14 protein-coding genes and 1 tRNA gene are annotated in these 14,211 nt (G+C 69.5%); 6 read left to right on the top strand and 9 right to left on the bottom strand.

Annotation, left to right across the window (positions count from 1 at the left end; genetic code table 11):
- Positions 1–25 precede the first annotated feature (25 nt).
- The 7 genes from pknB to LDL48_RS07905 all read right to left on the bottom strand — a co-directional run bounded on the left by pknB (position 26) and on the right by LDL48_RS07905 (position 8,924).
- Positions 26–1,840 carry a Stk1 family PASTA domain-containing Ser/Thr kinase gene (gene pknB, locus LDL48_RS07935; protein ID WP_225254362.1) on the bottom strand — a complete coding sequence of 605 codons (1,815 nt, stop codon included), beginning with the start codon at positions 1,838–1,840 and terminating at the stop codon, positions 26–28.
- On the bottom strand, positions 1,837–3,192 hold the full coding sequence (locus LDL48_RS07930; protein WP_225254361.1) for a serine/threonine-protein kinase: 1,356 nt from the start codon (positions 3,190–3,192) through the stop codon (positions 1,837–1,839). Before LDL48_RS07930 ends, pknB begins: the two co-directional genes overlap by 4 nt.
- A gap of 1 nt (position 3,193) precedes the next feature.
- Positions 3,194–4,696 (bottom strand): penicillin-binding transpeptidase domain-containing protein, encoded by a 1,503-nt coding sequence (locus LDL48_RS07925; protein ID WP_225254360.1) that lies wholly within the window; start codon positions 4,694–4,696, stop codon positions 3,194–3,196.
- Positions 4,693–6,147: an FtsW/RodA/SpoVE family cell cycle protein gene (locus LDL48_RS07920; RefSeq protein WP_225254359.1), complete on the bottom strand. Its 1,455-nt coding sequence runs from the start codon at positions 6,145–6,147 to the stop codon at positions 4,693–4,695. The genes LDL48_RS07925 and LDL48_RS07920 overlap by 4 nt, the downstream gene beginning before the upstream one ends.
- Positions 6,148–6,229: 82 nt before the next feature.
- A complete protein-coding gene (locus LDL48_RS07915; protein WP_225254358.1) occupies positions 6,230–7,654 on the bottom strand; it encodes a protein phosphatase 2C domain-containing protein in 1,425 nt (474 codons plus the stop codon).
- Positions 7,651–8,133, bottom strand: a complete 483-nt coding sequence (locus tag LDL48_RS07910; RefSeq protein ID WP_225254357.1) for an FHA domain-containing protein FhaB/FipA — start codon at positions 8,131–8,133, stop codon at positions 7,651–7,653. Before LDL48_RS07910 ends, LDL48_RS07915 begins: the two co-directional genes overlap by 4 nt.
- A 5-nt stretch (positions 8,134–8,138) precedes the next feature.
- The gene (locus LDL48_RS07905) at positions 8,139–8,924 is read right to left on the bottom strand and encodes an FHA domain-containing protein (protein ID WP_225254356.1); all 786 of its coding nucleotides are present in this window, start codon (positions 8,922–8,924) and stop codon (positions 8,139–8,141) included.
- Between the two features lie 166 nt (positions 8,925–9,090).
- Here LDL48_RS07905 and LDL48_RS07900 point away from each other — a divergent pair.
- The 4 genes from LDL48_RS07900 to LDL48_RS07885 all read left to right on the top strand — a co-directional run bounded on the left by LDL48_RS07900 (position 9,091) and on the right by LDL48_RS07885 (position 12,244).
- Positions 9,091–9,173: transfer RNA gene (locus LDL48_RS07900), tRNA-Leu, on the top strand.
- 347 nt (positions 9,174–9,520) lie between these two features.
- On the top strand, positions 9,521–10,594 hold the full coding sequence (locus LDL48_RS07895; RefSeq protein WP_225254491.1) for an NAD-dependent epimerase/dehydratase family protein: 1,074 nt from the start codon (positions 9,521–9,523) through the stop codon (positions 10,592–10,594).
- Positions 10,591–11,397 carry a WecB/TagA/CpsF family glycosyltransferase gene (locus tag LDL48_RS07890; RefSeq protein WP_225254490.1) on the top strand — a complete coding sequence of 269 codons (807 nt, stop codon included), beginning with the start codon at positions 10,591–10,593 and terminating at the stop codon, positions 11,395–11,397. The genes LDL48_RS07895 and LDL48_RS07890 overlap by 4 nt, the downstream gene beginning before the upstream one ends.
- Before the next feature lie 253 nt (positions 11,398–11,650).
- Entirely contained in the window at positions 11,651–12,244 is a 594-nt protein-coding gene (locus tag LDL48_RS07885) for a hypothetical protein (protein ID WP_225254355.1), read from the top strand.
- 6 nt (positions 12,245–12,250) lie between these two features.
- On the opposite strand, the gene LDL48_RS07880 is transcribed toward LDL48_RS07885, so the two are convergent.
- Together LDL48_RS07880 and LDL48_RS07875 are read right to left on the bottom strand one after the other, a co-directional pair.
- Positions 12,251–12,712: a hypothetical protein gene (locus LDL48_RS07880; RefSeq protein WP_225254354.1), complete on the bottom strand. Its 462-nt coding sequence runs from the start codon at positions 12,710–12,712 to the stop codon at positions 12,251–12,253.
- Positions 12,713–12,868: 156 nt separating this feature from the next.
- Complete coding sequence (locus LDL48_RS07875; RefSeq protein ID WP_372472073.1) at positions 12,869–13,093, bottom strand: DUF397 domain-containing protein; 225 nt, start codon at positions 13,091–13,093, stop codon at positions 12,869–12,871.
- Positions 13,094–13,420: 327 nt separating this feature from the next.
- Between LDL48_RS07875 and LDL48_RS07870 the strand changes: the two genes are divergently transcribed.
- Together LDL48_RS07870 and LDL48_RS07865 are read left to right on the top strand one after the other, a co-directional pair.
- A complete protein-coding gene (locus tag LDL48_RS07870) occupies positions 13,421–13,654 on the top strand; it encodes a hypothetical protein (RefSeq protein WP_225254352.1) in 234 nt (77 codons plus the stop codon).
- A gap of 253 nt (positions 13,655–13,907) precedes the next feature.
- Positions 13,908–14,207 (top strand): hypothetical protein, encoded by a 300-nt coding sequence (locus tag LDL48_RS07865; RefSeq protein ID WP_225254351.1) that lies wholly within the window; start codon positions 13,908–13,910, stop codon positions 14,205–14,207.
- Positions 14,208–14,211: the final 4 nt, after the last annotated feature.

Here is a 14,211-nt window from a genome sequence, read left to right as displayed (position 1 = left end):
ACCTAGCGATAAACGCTTTGCCCAGCTAGCCGCCCAGCACGCTGCCGATGCTGCCCTCAGATCCGGCGCCGCCGTCAGGTGGCGTAGTGGTTCCGGTGGGGTCCGGATCGCCGGTGTTGTCGGGATCCGGATCGGGCTCCGCAATCACAGTAATGGTGATCTTCGCTCCGCGCTTCCGCTTCTCGCCCCCTGCCGGGTTCTGGTCTACCACGTTGCCGACAACGCCGTCCTCACGCTGAACCCCCACGACGCTGACGTTGAAGTCGCGTTCACTGAGGATCGCCTTAGCAGCCTCCTCCGTTCGGCCAGAAACGTCAGGCACCTCGACCAGGTTGCCGCGCGACGTCTTCACGGTGATGGTCTCGTCCGGTTCGACCTGCTCACCGGCCTTCTCCACCTCAAGCACCTGGCCGGCCGGCCGGTCGCTGTCCACCGGGTCGACGCTCACCTTCAGGCCGACGGCCTCCAGCGCCTGCCGGGCCGCCTGCTCGGTGCTGCCTTCCAGGTCGGACGGCACGCGCACCAGCTTCGGGCCCCGGCACAGCTGGTACGACACCTGCTGCTCGATCGGGATCTGGGTGTTCGGCGCCGGGCTCTGCTTGGCCACGGTGGGCGGGTCCGGGCAGTCCTCGTCCTCGACCGGCTCGCCGGCGTCGACGTTGGTGAGCTTCAGCTCGCCCAGCCGGTCCCGCGCCTCTTCCGCGGTCAACTCGGTGATCTTGGGCATCGCCACCGTCTGGACCGGCGGCGTCGTGGGCTCTTCGTCACCGCCGCGGGAGAGCGCCAGCCCGACCCCGAGCGCCACCACGGCCAGGACGCCGAGCGCGGCCAGCACGGCGAGCACCCAGGACGACGACTTACGTTCCGGCGGAGGAGGCGGCGGGCCACCGGACACCGGGCGGGTGATCGTGGTGGCGGCCATCGGCTGACGCGACCCCGGCCCGGACATCGCGATGGTCTCGGCCTCGCTCATCACCGGCGTGGCCATGACCGGGCGCCCGGCCACCGCGCGCAGCGCGTCGGCGCGCATCTCCTGCGCACTCTGGTAGCGGTTCAGCGGGTTCTTCGCCAGCGCCTTCAGCACGATGGCGTCGACGTCCGGCGGCACCTCACGGTTGATCGAACTCGGGGAGCGCGGGTCCTCCCGGACGTGCTGGTAGGCCACGCTGACCGGGCTGTCACCGACGAACGGCGGGTGCCCGACGAGCAGCTCGAACAGCACACAGCCGGCGGCGTAGACGTCCGAGCGGGCGTCGACGGACTCGCCGCGCGCCTGCTCCGGGGAGAGGTACTGGGCCGTACCGATGACCGCGCTGGTCTGTGTCATGGTGGTGGCACCGCTGGCCAGCGCCCGCGCGATGCCGAAGTCCATCACCTTGACCTGGCCGTTCTGGGTGATCATCACGTTGCCGGGCTTGATGTCCCGGTGGATGATGCCGTGCCGGTGGCTGAACTCCAGGGCTGCGCAGATGTCCGCGATGATCTCCAGCGCGCGACGTGGCTGGATGCGCTGTTCGGCGGCGAGCACCTCCTTGAGGGTGCGGCCGTTGACGAACTCCATGACGATGAACGGCTGCTTCTCACCGGCCGCCGACACCTCTTCGCCGGTGTCGTACACCGCGACGATGGCCGGGTGGTTGAGCGCCGCGGAGTTCTGCGCCTCGCGGCGGAACCGCTCCTGGAACGTGGCGTCGCGGGCGAGATCGGTCCGCAGCATCTTGATCGCCACGTCGCGGCCGAGTCGAAGGTCGCGCCCCCGGTGCACCTCGGCCATGCCGCCGTAGCCCAGGAGCTCGCCGACCTGGTACCTGCCTCCGAGCAGGCGGGCCTGCGCCGTCATAGCGTCTGTCGTCCTTCGCTCGTCCGGTCCGGGTAGCGCGGTGCGCCAACCTGCTTTCTAAGACGGTACGACGCCGCCGACGTTCCCTCGTCGACCACGCCCGTGGCTCGTGCCGGAGAAGAGCCGAGCGCAGTCGTGTCACTCTGCTTCAACAGGAACGAGATCACACCCGCACACAGCAGGACCAGGAGTGCGAGGACGACCGCGAGGACGATGAGCACCTGCCGGCCGCCGGAACTCTCCGGTTTGCCGGGCACCGGCTGCTGCACCATCGGCTGGGCGCCCATCGGCGGCGCCGACGGGTGCCGGTACGGCTGCTGCTGCTGGGCCGGCGGCACGGACGCCGCGCCGCGGGCCTGTCCGCCGGAGACCGGTCGCGGCACCGGCGGGTACGGCGGCCGGGCCTGACCGGCGGCCGGGTGGCCGGGCGGCCCGGAGGCGGGCGCGGCCGGGTGCGGCCGGTTCATCGTGGGGCCACCGGAGTGCGGCCGGTTCAACTGCGCACCGTTCACCACCGGCTGCTGTACGGACGTGGTCAACGACGACGCCGCCTGCCGGGCCACCCCGGCCATCGCCGCCGCGGTGGGCCAGCGCGACGTCGGGTCCTTGGCCATGGCGCGTTCCACGATGGCCCGGACCGGGGGCGGGATGTCGCCGGGCAGCGGGCGGGCCGCCTCGCGCACGTGCTTCATGGCGATCTCGAGCGGCGTGGCGCCGTCGAACGGCCGGTGTCCGGACAGGCACTGGTACGCCACCACGCCCAGCGCATACACGTCGGAGGCGGGCGTGGCCACCGCACCGGACGCCTGCTCGGGCGAGATGTACGAGGCGGTGCCGAGCACCGAGCCGGCCACGGTGAGCTGCCCGACCATGGCGGAACGGGCGATGCCGAAGTCGGTGAGCACCAGCGTGCCGTTCGGGCGTACCAGAAGATTGCCGGGTTTGACGTCGCGGTGCACGATGCCGTTCGCATGCGCGGCCTGCAGCGCGTCGGCCGCCTGGGCGACCAGCGCCATGGTCCGCGCCGGGGTGAGCCGGCCGACCCGGCTCAGGGTGCGGGACAGCGCGTCGCCCTCGACGTACTCCATGACCAGGAAGGCCAGCTGCTTGTCGCTGCCGTAGTCGTAGACGTCCACCACGCCGGGGTGGTTGATGGTGGCCATGGTGCGCGCCTCGCCGCGGAACCGCTCGGCGAAGCCGGGCTCGTCCAGGAGCGCGGGCAGCAGGATCTTGACCGCGACGGTCCGGCCCAGCACCTCGTCGGTGCCGCGCCACACGTCACCCATGCCGCCGCCGGCGATCCGCTCGTCCAGGCGGTACCGGCCGCCGAGGGTCACTCCAGGGCTGATCATGTCAGTCCCTTCCCCCGCCGGCCGCCGCCTTCAGAATGAGCCCGGCGATCCGGGCGGCCTCGGCGCTGGCGTGGCCGCCGGGGACGTTCTCCAGCATGACGCAGACCGAGGAGACCGGCTCACCCTTGTCGTTGAAGGCGTAGGCGAGGAACCAGCCGTGCGGCTCGGCGCCCTCGGCGTTGTCGGCGGTACCGGTCTTGCCGCCGATCTTCAGGCCCTCGGCCTGCGCAGCGCGGCCGGTGCCGTTCTCCACGACGCTGTCCATCATCTCCCGCAGGTCGCCGGCCACCTGGCTGCTGACCGGCGTCCGCAGCACCTGTGGATCGGCGTTGTAGATCGGCCGGCGCTCCGCGCTGAGCAGCTGCTGCACCAGGTAGGGACGCATCTGCTTGCCGTCGTTGGCGATCGCCGCCGCGATCATCGTGCCCTGCAGCACGGTCATCCGGACGTCCCGCTGGCCGATCGACGACTGGGCCAGCGCGGCCCGGTCGACGCCGCCGTCCGGGTTCGTCATCGGCCCGGTGTCGCTGCTGGCCACGGGGAGCCCGCCACCGCGCAGGTTGCCGACGGTGAGGTCGGTCTGGCCGAAGCCGAAATCCTGGGAGATCTTCTTGACCGCGTCCGCGCCGAGGTCGACGCCGAGCCGGGCGAAGCCGGTGTTGCAGCTCTCGGTGAGCGCCTCCTTCAGGGTTCTCTGGTCCTCCGGGCACACGCCGGGGCTGGAGTTCCGGATCGGGGTGCCGGTGCCGGGTGCGGTGTAGCTCGGACCGGCCTTGATCGAGGTTTCCGGGGTGCGGCCGGCCTGCAGCGCGGCCGCGGCGATCAGCACCTTGTACGTCGAGCCGGGCGGCTTGGTGTCGGCGATACCCCGGTTCAGCAGCGGCTTGTCGCGGTCGTCGTTGAGCTTGTCGAACGCCTTGTCGAACGTGTCCTCGTCGTGGCTGGCCAGCGGGTTCGGGTCGTAGCTGGGCATCGACACCATGGCCTGGATCGCCCCGGTACGCGGATCCATCGCGATCGCGGCGCCCTTTTTGACCCCGCGCTCGTTCTGGGTGAGTTCCTTCCAGGCCACGTCCTGGGCCTTGGTCTTCAGCGAGAGGATGACGTTGCCGCCGCCGGTGTTGTCGCCGGTGAACATGTCGCTGAGCCGGTCCGCGAACAGCTTGTCGCTGGTGCCGGCCAGGAAGTCGTCCTCGCTGCGTTCCAGGCCGGTCTCCGCGTTGTTGACCGGCTTGTAGCCGATCACGTGCGCATACTTCAACTTCTCCGGGTACGTCCGGAGGTACTTGAGGGTGCCGTCGGTGAGCTTGCTCTGGGCCAGCGCCTTGCCGCCCGCCTCCAGGACACCGCGCGGCCGTTCGTACTCGGCGACCTGCACCCGGCGGTTGTAGTCGCTGGTGCGGTAGTCGTCCGCCTTGTACGCCTGTACCCAGTTCAGGTTGGCGAAGAGCAGCCCGAACAGGACGAGAAGGACCACGCCGGCCTTGCGCAGAGGTGCGTTCACGGCTTGATCACCTCCGTCATGGCGCCGTGCAGTTGGGCGGGGGGTTGCTTCGGTCCGGCGCTCCGTTCGGCCGGGCCGCCGGACGCCGGGCGGCGGGCCGCGTCCGAGATTCGCAGCAGCATCGCAATCAGCAGCCAGTTCGCCATCAGGGAGGAACCACCGGCGGACAGGAACGGTGTGGTCTGTCCGGTCAGCGGGATCAGCCCGCTGATACCACCCACGATGACGAAGACCTGCAAGCCCAGGGTGAACGCGAGCCCACCGGCGACCAGTTTGCCGAAGGAGTCGCGCACCCCGATCGCCGCCCGCAGACCCCGCTCGACGATCAACAGGTAGACCACCAGCAGCGTGGTGAGTCCGAACAGACCGATCTCCTCACCCATCCCGGCGAAGATGAAGTCGGTGCGGACCTCGGGCACCAGCAGCGGCGAGCCGGCGCCCGGCCCGGTGCCGAACAGTCCGCCGGTGCCGAGGCCGAGCAGGCTCTGCACGAGCTGGTAGCTGCCGCCGATGCGTTCGTACTGGTCGCTGTCGAACGGGTCGAGCCAGACCTCGGCGCGGTCGTAGAAGTTGGCGAACGGGCCGCCGACCGACGCACCGAGCACGTACGCCAGGTAGACGCCGCCGAAGAAGAGCAGCAGGCCGATGATCAGCCAGCTGGCCCGTTCGGTGGCGACGTACAGCGTCACCACGAACAGGCCGAAGTAGAGCAGCGCGGTGCCCAGGTCCTTCTCGAAGACCAGTACCAGGAGGCTGAGGAGCCAGACCGTGACGACCGGGCCGAGGTCCCGGCCGCGCGGGAAGTCGACGCCGAGGAACCGGCGGCTGGCCAGCGACAGCACCTCACGCTTGCGGACCAGGTAGTACGCGAAGAAGGAGACCAGCGCCAGCTTCGCGAACTCGCCGGGCTGGATCGAGAACGAGCCGATCCGGATCCACAGCTTCGCGCCGTTGACCTCGGAGATGCTACTCGGCAGCACGGCCGGGATCATCACCAGCACGATGCCGATCAGGCCGAGCGTGTAGGCGTACCGGGAGACGCTCTTGTGATCGCGGACCACGACCAGCAGGACCGCGGCGAGGATCAGCGAGGCCAGGGTCCAGGCCAGCTGACGGCCGCCGGTACCGGCGAAGATGCCGGGCACCGGCTCGTCGCGGGCCAGCGCCCGGGCGATGTCCAGCCGGCGAAGGAAGCCGACACCCAGGCCGTTGATCAGCGCGACCGCGGGGATGAGCACCGGATCGGCGTACGGCGCGGTGAACCGCACCACCAGGTGCAGGCAGAAGAACAGCACACTCAGCAGCGCGGCCGGTACCCAGAACGACGGCGAGATGCTGTCGAGCTGGTTGGCCTCGACCGTGGCCCCGTAGATGGCGACCAGCACCATCGCGAACCCGAGCAGTCCCAGCTCGGCGTTGCGTCGGGTCTTCACCCCGGGGATACGCGACATCTCACCCGTGGTGGCGGGTGTGGGAGTCGGTACGGCGGGCGCGGTCAAGAAGGGGTCCCCAGACTTCGGTCGGGCGGGACGCTCAGTCGACGTTCCGGCACCCGACCGGCTCGCTGAGCGGCGGGGCGGGGTCGGAGGGCAGAGCGTCCGGCGAGATGGCAGGCGCGGTAGCCGGTGCCGAGGAGGCGGTCCGACCGGGAGGTGTCGAGGTACGTCCGGCCAGGGACGGCACGGACGTCGGCGCGACCGTCGGCGCCGGTACGGACGGCGGCGTGCCGGACGGCAGGCAGATCGGCTTGAGGTTCGGGTTGGACGGGACGTCGCTGGTCAGTTCGGCGAGCCGGCGCTGCGCATCCGGCCGGCTGTCCGCCTGGATGCCCTGCTTGACCCGGTCCTGCGCGACCGAGGTGAGGTCGTCCAGGCGGGCCGGGCTGGTCTCGTTGATGCTGGACAGGTCCAGTCCGGCGATCTGACCGGGTACGCCCTGGAAGACGGCCAGTTGCCCGGACTCGGTGGCACCGACGTAGTACTGGCCCTGGGTGTACCGCCAGCCGGTGTACAGGCCGCCGCCGAGCACCCCGAGCAGCAGGAGCACCAGCAGGCTGGTCCGGATCGGGTGCCGCTTCGGCTCCGGCTCGTCGCGCTCGTACGCCGGGGAGTCCGGCTGGGCCGGGCGCGGCGTCTGCAGGGCGGCCGCGCGGGCGGCGGCGCTGGAGCTGTCCGCGACGGTGGAGTTGCCGCGGTCCCGGGCGGCCGCGCCACCCACGATCGGCGCCTGCTCGACGATGTCCGCGTCGGTCGCGTCCGCGATCACCACGGTGATGTTGTCCGGGCCGCCGCCACGCAGCGCAAGCTGGACCAGCCGCTCCACACAGGCTCTCGGGTCGACGATGTCGCGCATGCTCTCGCCGATGGTCTCGGCGCTCACCACGCCGGACAGGCCGTCGCTGCAGAGCAGGTAACGGTCGCCCTTGAGCACCTGGCGGACCGAGTACTCGGGGTCGATGTCCCGGCCGTCCAGCGCGCGGGTGAGCAACGACCGCTGCGGGTGGCTGCTCGCCTCCTCGGGACTGATCCGGCCCTCGTCGACCAGCATCTGTACGTACGTGTCGTCCTTGGTGATCTGGGCGAACTCGCCGTTGCGCAGCAGGTAGGCGCGGGAGTCCCCGATGTGCACCATGCCGATCTTGCTGCCCGAGAAGAGCACCGCGGTCAACGTCGTACCCATGCCCTCCAGGCTCGGGTTCGCGTCGACCGTGTCGCGCAGCTGCTGGTTCGCCTGGCCGACGGCGTGCCTCAGCGCGTCGACCAGCGCATCGCCGGGGACGTCCTCGTCGAGCGGCGCCATGGCCGCGATGACGATGTTGCTGGCGACGTCACCGGCTGCCATGCCGCCCATACCGTCGGCGACAGCAAGGAGCCGCGGTCCGGCGTAGACGGAGTCCTGGTTTCCGTCTCGGATCAGACCGCGGTCGCTCTGGGCCGCATAGCGCAGGGTCAGGGTCATGGCCGTAACTCAAGAGACGTGCGGCCGATGCGAATCGGCACGCCGAGGGGGACGGGAGTGGGTCCGGAGACCTTACCCCGATCAAGGTAGGTCCCGTTCGTCGAGCCGAGGTCCTCCACGAACCACTGGCCGTCCCGGGGAACGAGCCGGGCATGCCGGGCCGAGGCGTAGTCGTCCGTTATGACGAGCGTGGAGTCCTCCGCCCGACCGATCGTGATGTGTGCCTCACCGAGCGTGATCCGGGTGCCGGCCAGCTGACCAGCGGTCACGACCAGTTGTCGCGCCGCCTTACCGCGCTTCGCCTTCGCCGGGCGACCCGGCATCACCGCGCCGCCCACCCCACGGGGTGCCGCGACGAGACTCTTGGACCGGGTCCCGGCGAAGAGGTCCCGGCGGATCACGCCGACCACCGTGAACACGAAAATCCACAGGAGGACGAGGAACCCGAACCGGGCGACGGTCAGGACAAATTCGGGCAAGGTGGCTAACCGTCCACTCGGAACGTGAGCGTGGTGGTGCCCAACTGGATCATGTCGCCCGGGTTCAGCGCCACGGCCGACACCCGCTGGCCGTTGACCATGGTGCCGTTGGTGGACCCGAGATCGGTCAGCACCACCTGGCTGCCGTCGTAGTCCAGGCGGGCGTGCCGGCGCGAGATGCCCACGTCGGGCAGGCGCAGGTTGGCCTGATCGCCGCGGCCGATCACCGTCGATCCCATCTGCAACGGGTACGTCCGCCCGTCGCCGGAGACCAGGCCGACGTTCCGGCCGTTCACCCCGTGCGGCGGGTAGCCGCCACCCGGCTGCTGGTCGTACGGCGAGTACTGCGGGCCGGCGTCGTACGCCGGCTGCTGCACCGGGGCGACCTCGCCGCCGGTGTAGACCTCCGCGGTCACCCGGAACATGCCGGTGTCGAGCCCGTCACCGCGCTCGATCTCGACGATCACGTCGCCGTACACGGTCCACGCCTGCTCGCCGATGAACTCCGCCTGCGACTGGGCCAGCTCCTGGGCCAGCGCGGCGGCATACGGCGCCAGCCTGCTGTGGTCGTACGGCGACAGGTCGATGACGTAACGGTTCGGCACCAGGGTGCGACCACCAGCGAGGATAGCCTTGTGTGCCTCAGCCTCCCGCTGCATGGCATTCAGAATCTCCACCGGGTGCACGACACCCTTGAACACCTTCGCGAAGGCCCCCTCGACCAGGCCTTCCAACCGCTTCTCAAAGCGCTGCAGCACGCTCACCGGCTCCTCCTCGGGTTCCGAGGACATGATGGTATCCGGCCGCCGCTTGCGCATCTCTGCGAAGAGCCGCCGGCACTTCTGACCCTCGTATAGCCGCCTGCGGCGCCGTGTTAGTCTTCTCGGCGTCGCGAGGCGTTCTATGCTCGCGATGTGACTGTGACAGCGTAGTCTGTCGCAGCCAGTGAGTAGCCACGGGGATGTGGCGGAATGGCAGACGCGCACGGTTCAGGTCCGTGTGTCCGAAAGGACGTGGGGGTTCAACTCCCCCCATCCCCACGAGTCGACGGCGGCCTGTGTTCGCGGAAAGCGCGAACCCAGGTCGCCTCGTCATGTTGGCTCCGGGGGCCGAGCCCCCGGAAGCCCCACGTTGCGGTGGTTGCGGTCACCCCGCGGTGGTTGCGGTCACCCCGCCACCCGCGGTGGTTGCGGTCACCCCGCCACCCGCGTGGTTGCGGTCCACCCGCCACCCGCGTGGTTGCGGTCAACCCGCAACCCGTGGTGTTGGGGTCGGCCCGCGGTGGGTGGGCGGCTGGGTCTGCTCCATCGGGTGAAACCGTCTGCGTGACCGGGGTCGCGTTATGCTCGCGGCTGATTTCGTCGCCTAGGACCCTGGAGTGTCGTACGTGGCTGTCGCGCTGGTAACCGGATCCGGTGGACTGATCGGCTCCGAGGCGGTCCGGCACTTCGCCGGCCTCGGTCTCGATGTGGTCGGCATCGACAACGACATGCGGCAGGAGTTCTTCGGGCCCGAGGCGTCCACCGCCTGGAACGTCCGGCAGCTCACCGAGGACCTCGGCGACACGTACACGCACCACGGCATCGACCTGCGGGACCGGGACGCCCTCGGCAAGATCTTCGCGAACTACGGCCGGGACGTGGCGGTGGTCATCCACACCGCGGCGCAGCCGTCGCACGACTGGGCGGTGCGGGACCCGTTCACCGACTTCGACGTGAACGCGGTCGGCACCCTCAACGTCCTGCAGAACGTGCGGGAACACTGCATCGAGGCGCCGGTCATCCACTGCTCCACCAACAAGGTGTACGGCGACCGGCCGAACTCGCTGCCGTACGTCGAGCTTCCGACCCGCTGGGAGCTGGAACCGGCCCACCCCTACTTCAACGGCATCACCGAGGACATGTCGATCGACCAGTGCCTGCACTCGGTGTTCGGCGCGTCGAAGGTGGCCGCGGACATCATGGTCCAGGAGTACGGCCGCTACTTCGACATGAAGACGGCGGTGTTCCGCGGCGGCACCCTGACCGGCCCGGCGCACTCCGCCACCGAGTTGCACGGCTACCTCGGCTACGTGATGCGCTGCAACATGGAGCGCCGCACCTACAAGATCTTCGGGTACCAGGGGAAGATGGTGCGTGACTCGATCCACAGCCACGACGTGCTGACCGCGTTCGAGGCGTTCTTCCGCAACCCGCGCTCGGCGGCGGTCTACAACCTCGGCGGCGGGCGGTTCTCGAACAGCTCACACCTGGAGGCGTTCGCCATCGCCCAGGAGATCAGCGGCCAAGAGATGATCACCGAGTACGTCGACCAGAACCGGGTCGGCGACCACAAGTGGTGGATCGGCTCGAACGCCGCCTTCCAGGCCGACTACCCCGACTGGAAGCAGGTCTACGACGTGCCGATGATCCTCCGGGAGATCTACCAGGCCAACGTCGAGCGGTGGGTACCGCAGGCATGATCTCGCAGGGCAAGCGCAACGTCCTCGGCGTCCTGGTGGACGCGGTGGACTACGAGGCCGCCACCGCGCAGATCCTCGCGGCGGCCCGCGAGCGGCGGCCGTACGCGGTCACCGCCCTCGCGGTGCACGGGGTGATGACCGGCGTCCAGGACCCGGCACACAACGCCCGGCTCAACTCGTTCGACCTGGTCACCCCGGACGGCCAGCCGGTACGCGGCGCGCTCAACCTGCTGCACCGGGCGGCGCTGGCGGATCGCGTCTACGGCCCGGAACTGACCCTGCGGGTGCTGCGCGCGGCGGCCGCCGAGGGCCTCCCCGTCTACCTGTACGGCTCCACCCAGCCGACGCTGGACAAACTGGTGCCCGCGCTGGAGACCATGTTCCCGGCGCTGAAGCTGGCCGGCGTGGAGGCGTCCAAGTTCCGCACCGCGCAGCCCGGCGAGGCGGCCGAGATCGCCGAACGGATCAAGTCGTCCGGTGCGCGGATCGTGCTGGTCGGCCTGGGCTGCCCCCGCCAGGAGATCTTCACCTACGCGATGCGCCCGCTGCTCGACATGCCGCTGCTGGCGGTGGGTGCCGCCTTCGACTATCACGCCGGCCTGCTGCGGAACCCGCCGGCCTGGATGCAGAAGTACGCGCTGGAATGGCTGTGGCGGCTCGGCCTGGAGCCGAAGCGGCTGTGGCGGCGGTACGTCCTGCTCAACCCCGCCTATCTGGCCAGACTGGCGGCGCAGAAGTCGGGCGCGTGGAAGGCGACCCCGGCGGAGCCGGCGCACGTACCCCTGGATGCCTTTCCGGTCTGACCGGATCGCGCCGGTTCGACCTGGCGCCGGGGCCCCGTCGCCGGGACCCCGGCCGACCTCCCCAGGTCGAGTCCGTGACTAGACAATAGGATGCGCGTCACCACAGCAACAGGGTGAATGTCCCCTTCGCCCGGCGGTGTGAAAACGATCCGCACCTATTGCCTGACTGTGCGTGACGTCCCAACCCCTACGGGGCGGGATTCCGGTGATAACCCGGTTTTGCGAGTTGCGCGATCGGTGAACGCTGTTCAATGTGAACACCGCTGCAGACCTCATCCTCATCGGCGCGCTCGCCGCGATCTGGCTCACCGCCGGCTTGCTGGCGGACGGCCTGCCGGTCGCCCGGACAGCCGCCGAGCTGCGCCGGCGTGCCGGCCTCCTGTCCTACCTGGTCGGTGGCGGCGCAGCGGTGTTCGTGGCCGTCCCGGTCGTGGCCGGCGCGCTCACCGGCACCTCGGCCGCACCGATGGCGGCGCTGCTCCCGGCCGTACCCGCGCTGGTCGTGCTGACCGCCACCCGGCGCCGCCTCACCCAGGTCCGCCTCGGCGCGGGCGCGTTCGCCACCGCGCCGCTGACCCCGGTACCGCCCGGCCTGCGCGCGGCCGCCGCGCACCCGCTGATCGGCGCGCCGCTGCAGATCACCGGACTGGCCGCACTGGTCGGCCTGCCGATCGCCGGACGGGTGGTCACGGTGCCCGGTGCCGACCTGGCCGGCATCGCGATCACGCTGGTCGGCCTGGGCGTGCTGGCGATCGGCATCCGGCACGCGCTGCGGCACAGCCGGCTGAGCCTGCGGGTGGTCGCCCCGCTCGCCCGGGCCCCGCGGAGCCTGAGCAAGGCCGGCTGACCGCCCTCAGTTCTTGCGCTTGGCCTCCTGCACGTAGAGCAGCTCCAGGATCGACCGGGCCGCCTCGAACCAGCGGTCCAGCCAGTCCGACGGCGGCATGGTGCCGCGGGCCGGCAGTTCCAGCAGCAGCCCGCGCAGCAGCGGGTGGTCGGCCATCGAGGTGGACGTGCCGGTGTCCGCCCAGCTGCTCGGCGAGAAGACCGGCTCGGTGAGTCCCTGCAGGTCGAGCGATGGCAGTTTGGCGGCGCGGTCCAGCGGGCCGGTCGGCTCGAGGCTGCCGGACAGCGGCGACAGACCCGGCGACCGGGTGGGCAGCGGCGAGCTGTCTCGACGGGAGATCAGATCCGCGTCGCTGTTGTCGGAAGTCATGGCCTCCCGCCGGTTCTGCCGGTACGCGCTCACGCCCCCACTGAACCGGTCCTGCGCGGAGGAGGACCCGTTGCTGAGGTTTTCGGAACCAATCGTCATCTGTCTCGCCTTGCCTCGCTGAAGTGTTCGTCCCCGCCCGGTCCGCGCGGTCCCGGTCCGCGCCTAGAGCTTTCAACGAGGCGATCGCCCGCGGGCGACGGCAAAAAGGGGCGAAATGCGTAACATTCGTACGCGCAACCGGCCGCGAGTGCGTCCTTAGAGGTCGAACTCGCCGTCCTTGGCGCCGCCGACGAACGCGTCCCATTCCGCCGGCGTGAAGATCAGCACCGGACCGTCCGGGCGCTCCGAATCCCGTACCGCGATGGCGTCCTCGACGAACGCCACCTCGACGCAGTTGTCCTGGCCCGGGTCGCTGCGCGTGCTCTTGGTCCACTGGGCGTTGCTCAGGTCGATCCGGTACCCCTTGGTCACGACTTCCACCATGGCTCCTTCGGTCATCCACCCGGCCGACGGCGACTGCCGCTCGTGCGACCGGAACGATGGATCATCCTGAATCAATAACGACGGCCGCGCCAAGAGGGACGTGCCTCCGGTACGCCATTCCGCCGAAGTGTCGCTCAATCGAGGGTCATCCACACCTATTTGCCGCAGAACTACGTCTGGCTCGTGGCCGCATACGCTGCGTACCCGGAAAGCCATTCGATGAACACCGATGACCTTTCGGTTGTGCAGATTCGACCGAAAAGGTATGACGCCGTGAATGTCCTAAATAATCCCTTAGCGAGTTAAAGGTGATCTTGCCGATAGATGCACCACGCCCCGCAACCGGCCACGATGGACGGTCTGCCGCGGAGCGGGCAGTCGCCCTCCAACCAGGCCGAACGATCCGGCGTACGACAGATCATCAAAAAGACCAGTTTCTTCATCGACGCCTTCGTCGTTCTTCCGTTGACGGTGATCAACCAGTCACGGACGGCTGACATGCAACTTGCATCGATGGCGCTACTGGTGCAACCTTTCCGTATGGCCCACGTCACTTAATGTTCTTGAGCGACTGAGCCAACCTGACGCAACACACCAAAAGCGACGCCACATCGCGGGGGGCGCCGTTCCGCCGCGCGTCCACGTTGGAGTGGCGCCGGCGAAGGGGTCGGCATGAAGACGTTCGCCGAGACCTTCCCGATGATTGGCACCATCGGAAGGTTACAAAGGTGTACGAGCCGGGCAGACTGGTGCATCAACGACGGCCATGCCCACAAGTTCAGCCGACACGAGTTCCAGGACAGGAGATGACGTGCTTCCTCGGTCCGGTGATGTCATTCACGTGACGAAGGCGGCGAGCGTCCAGTTCACGGCGCCGATGCTCTTCCGCGTCATCCGGGTCCACGACTGGCCGACGTACGAGGGTTGGATCTGGCTGGACGGCTACGAACTCAACTCGACCGGCGACGCCGTGGAGCGACGATCCATCTTCGTGCAGGTCAGCGGCCTTCGCCAGATCGGCAAGGCGCCCGACCCGCGCACCCGTAACAACCGGCCGCACGGCCTCAAGACCGGCGGCATGCAGGTGCGGGCGCTCCGCGCCAACCGCTGAGTCC

The sequence above is a fragment of the Jidongwangia harbinensis genome (genome assembly GCF_020216025.1).
GTDB classification, from domain to species: domain Bacteria; phylum Actinomycetota; class Actinomycetes; order Mycobacteriales; family Micromonosporaceae; genus Actinoplanes; species Actinoplanes harbinensis.
The sequence above is the reverse complement of the archived record's forward strand: the minus strand, read 5'-3'. Positions and strand labels throughout refer to the sequence as shown.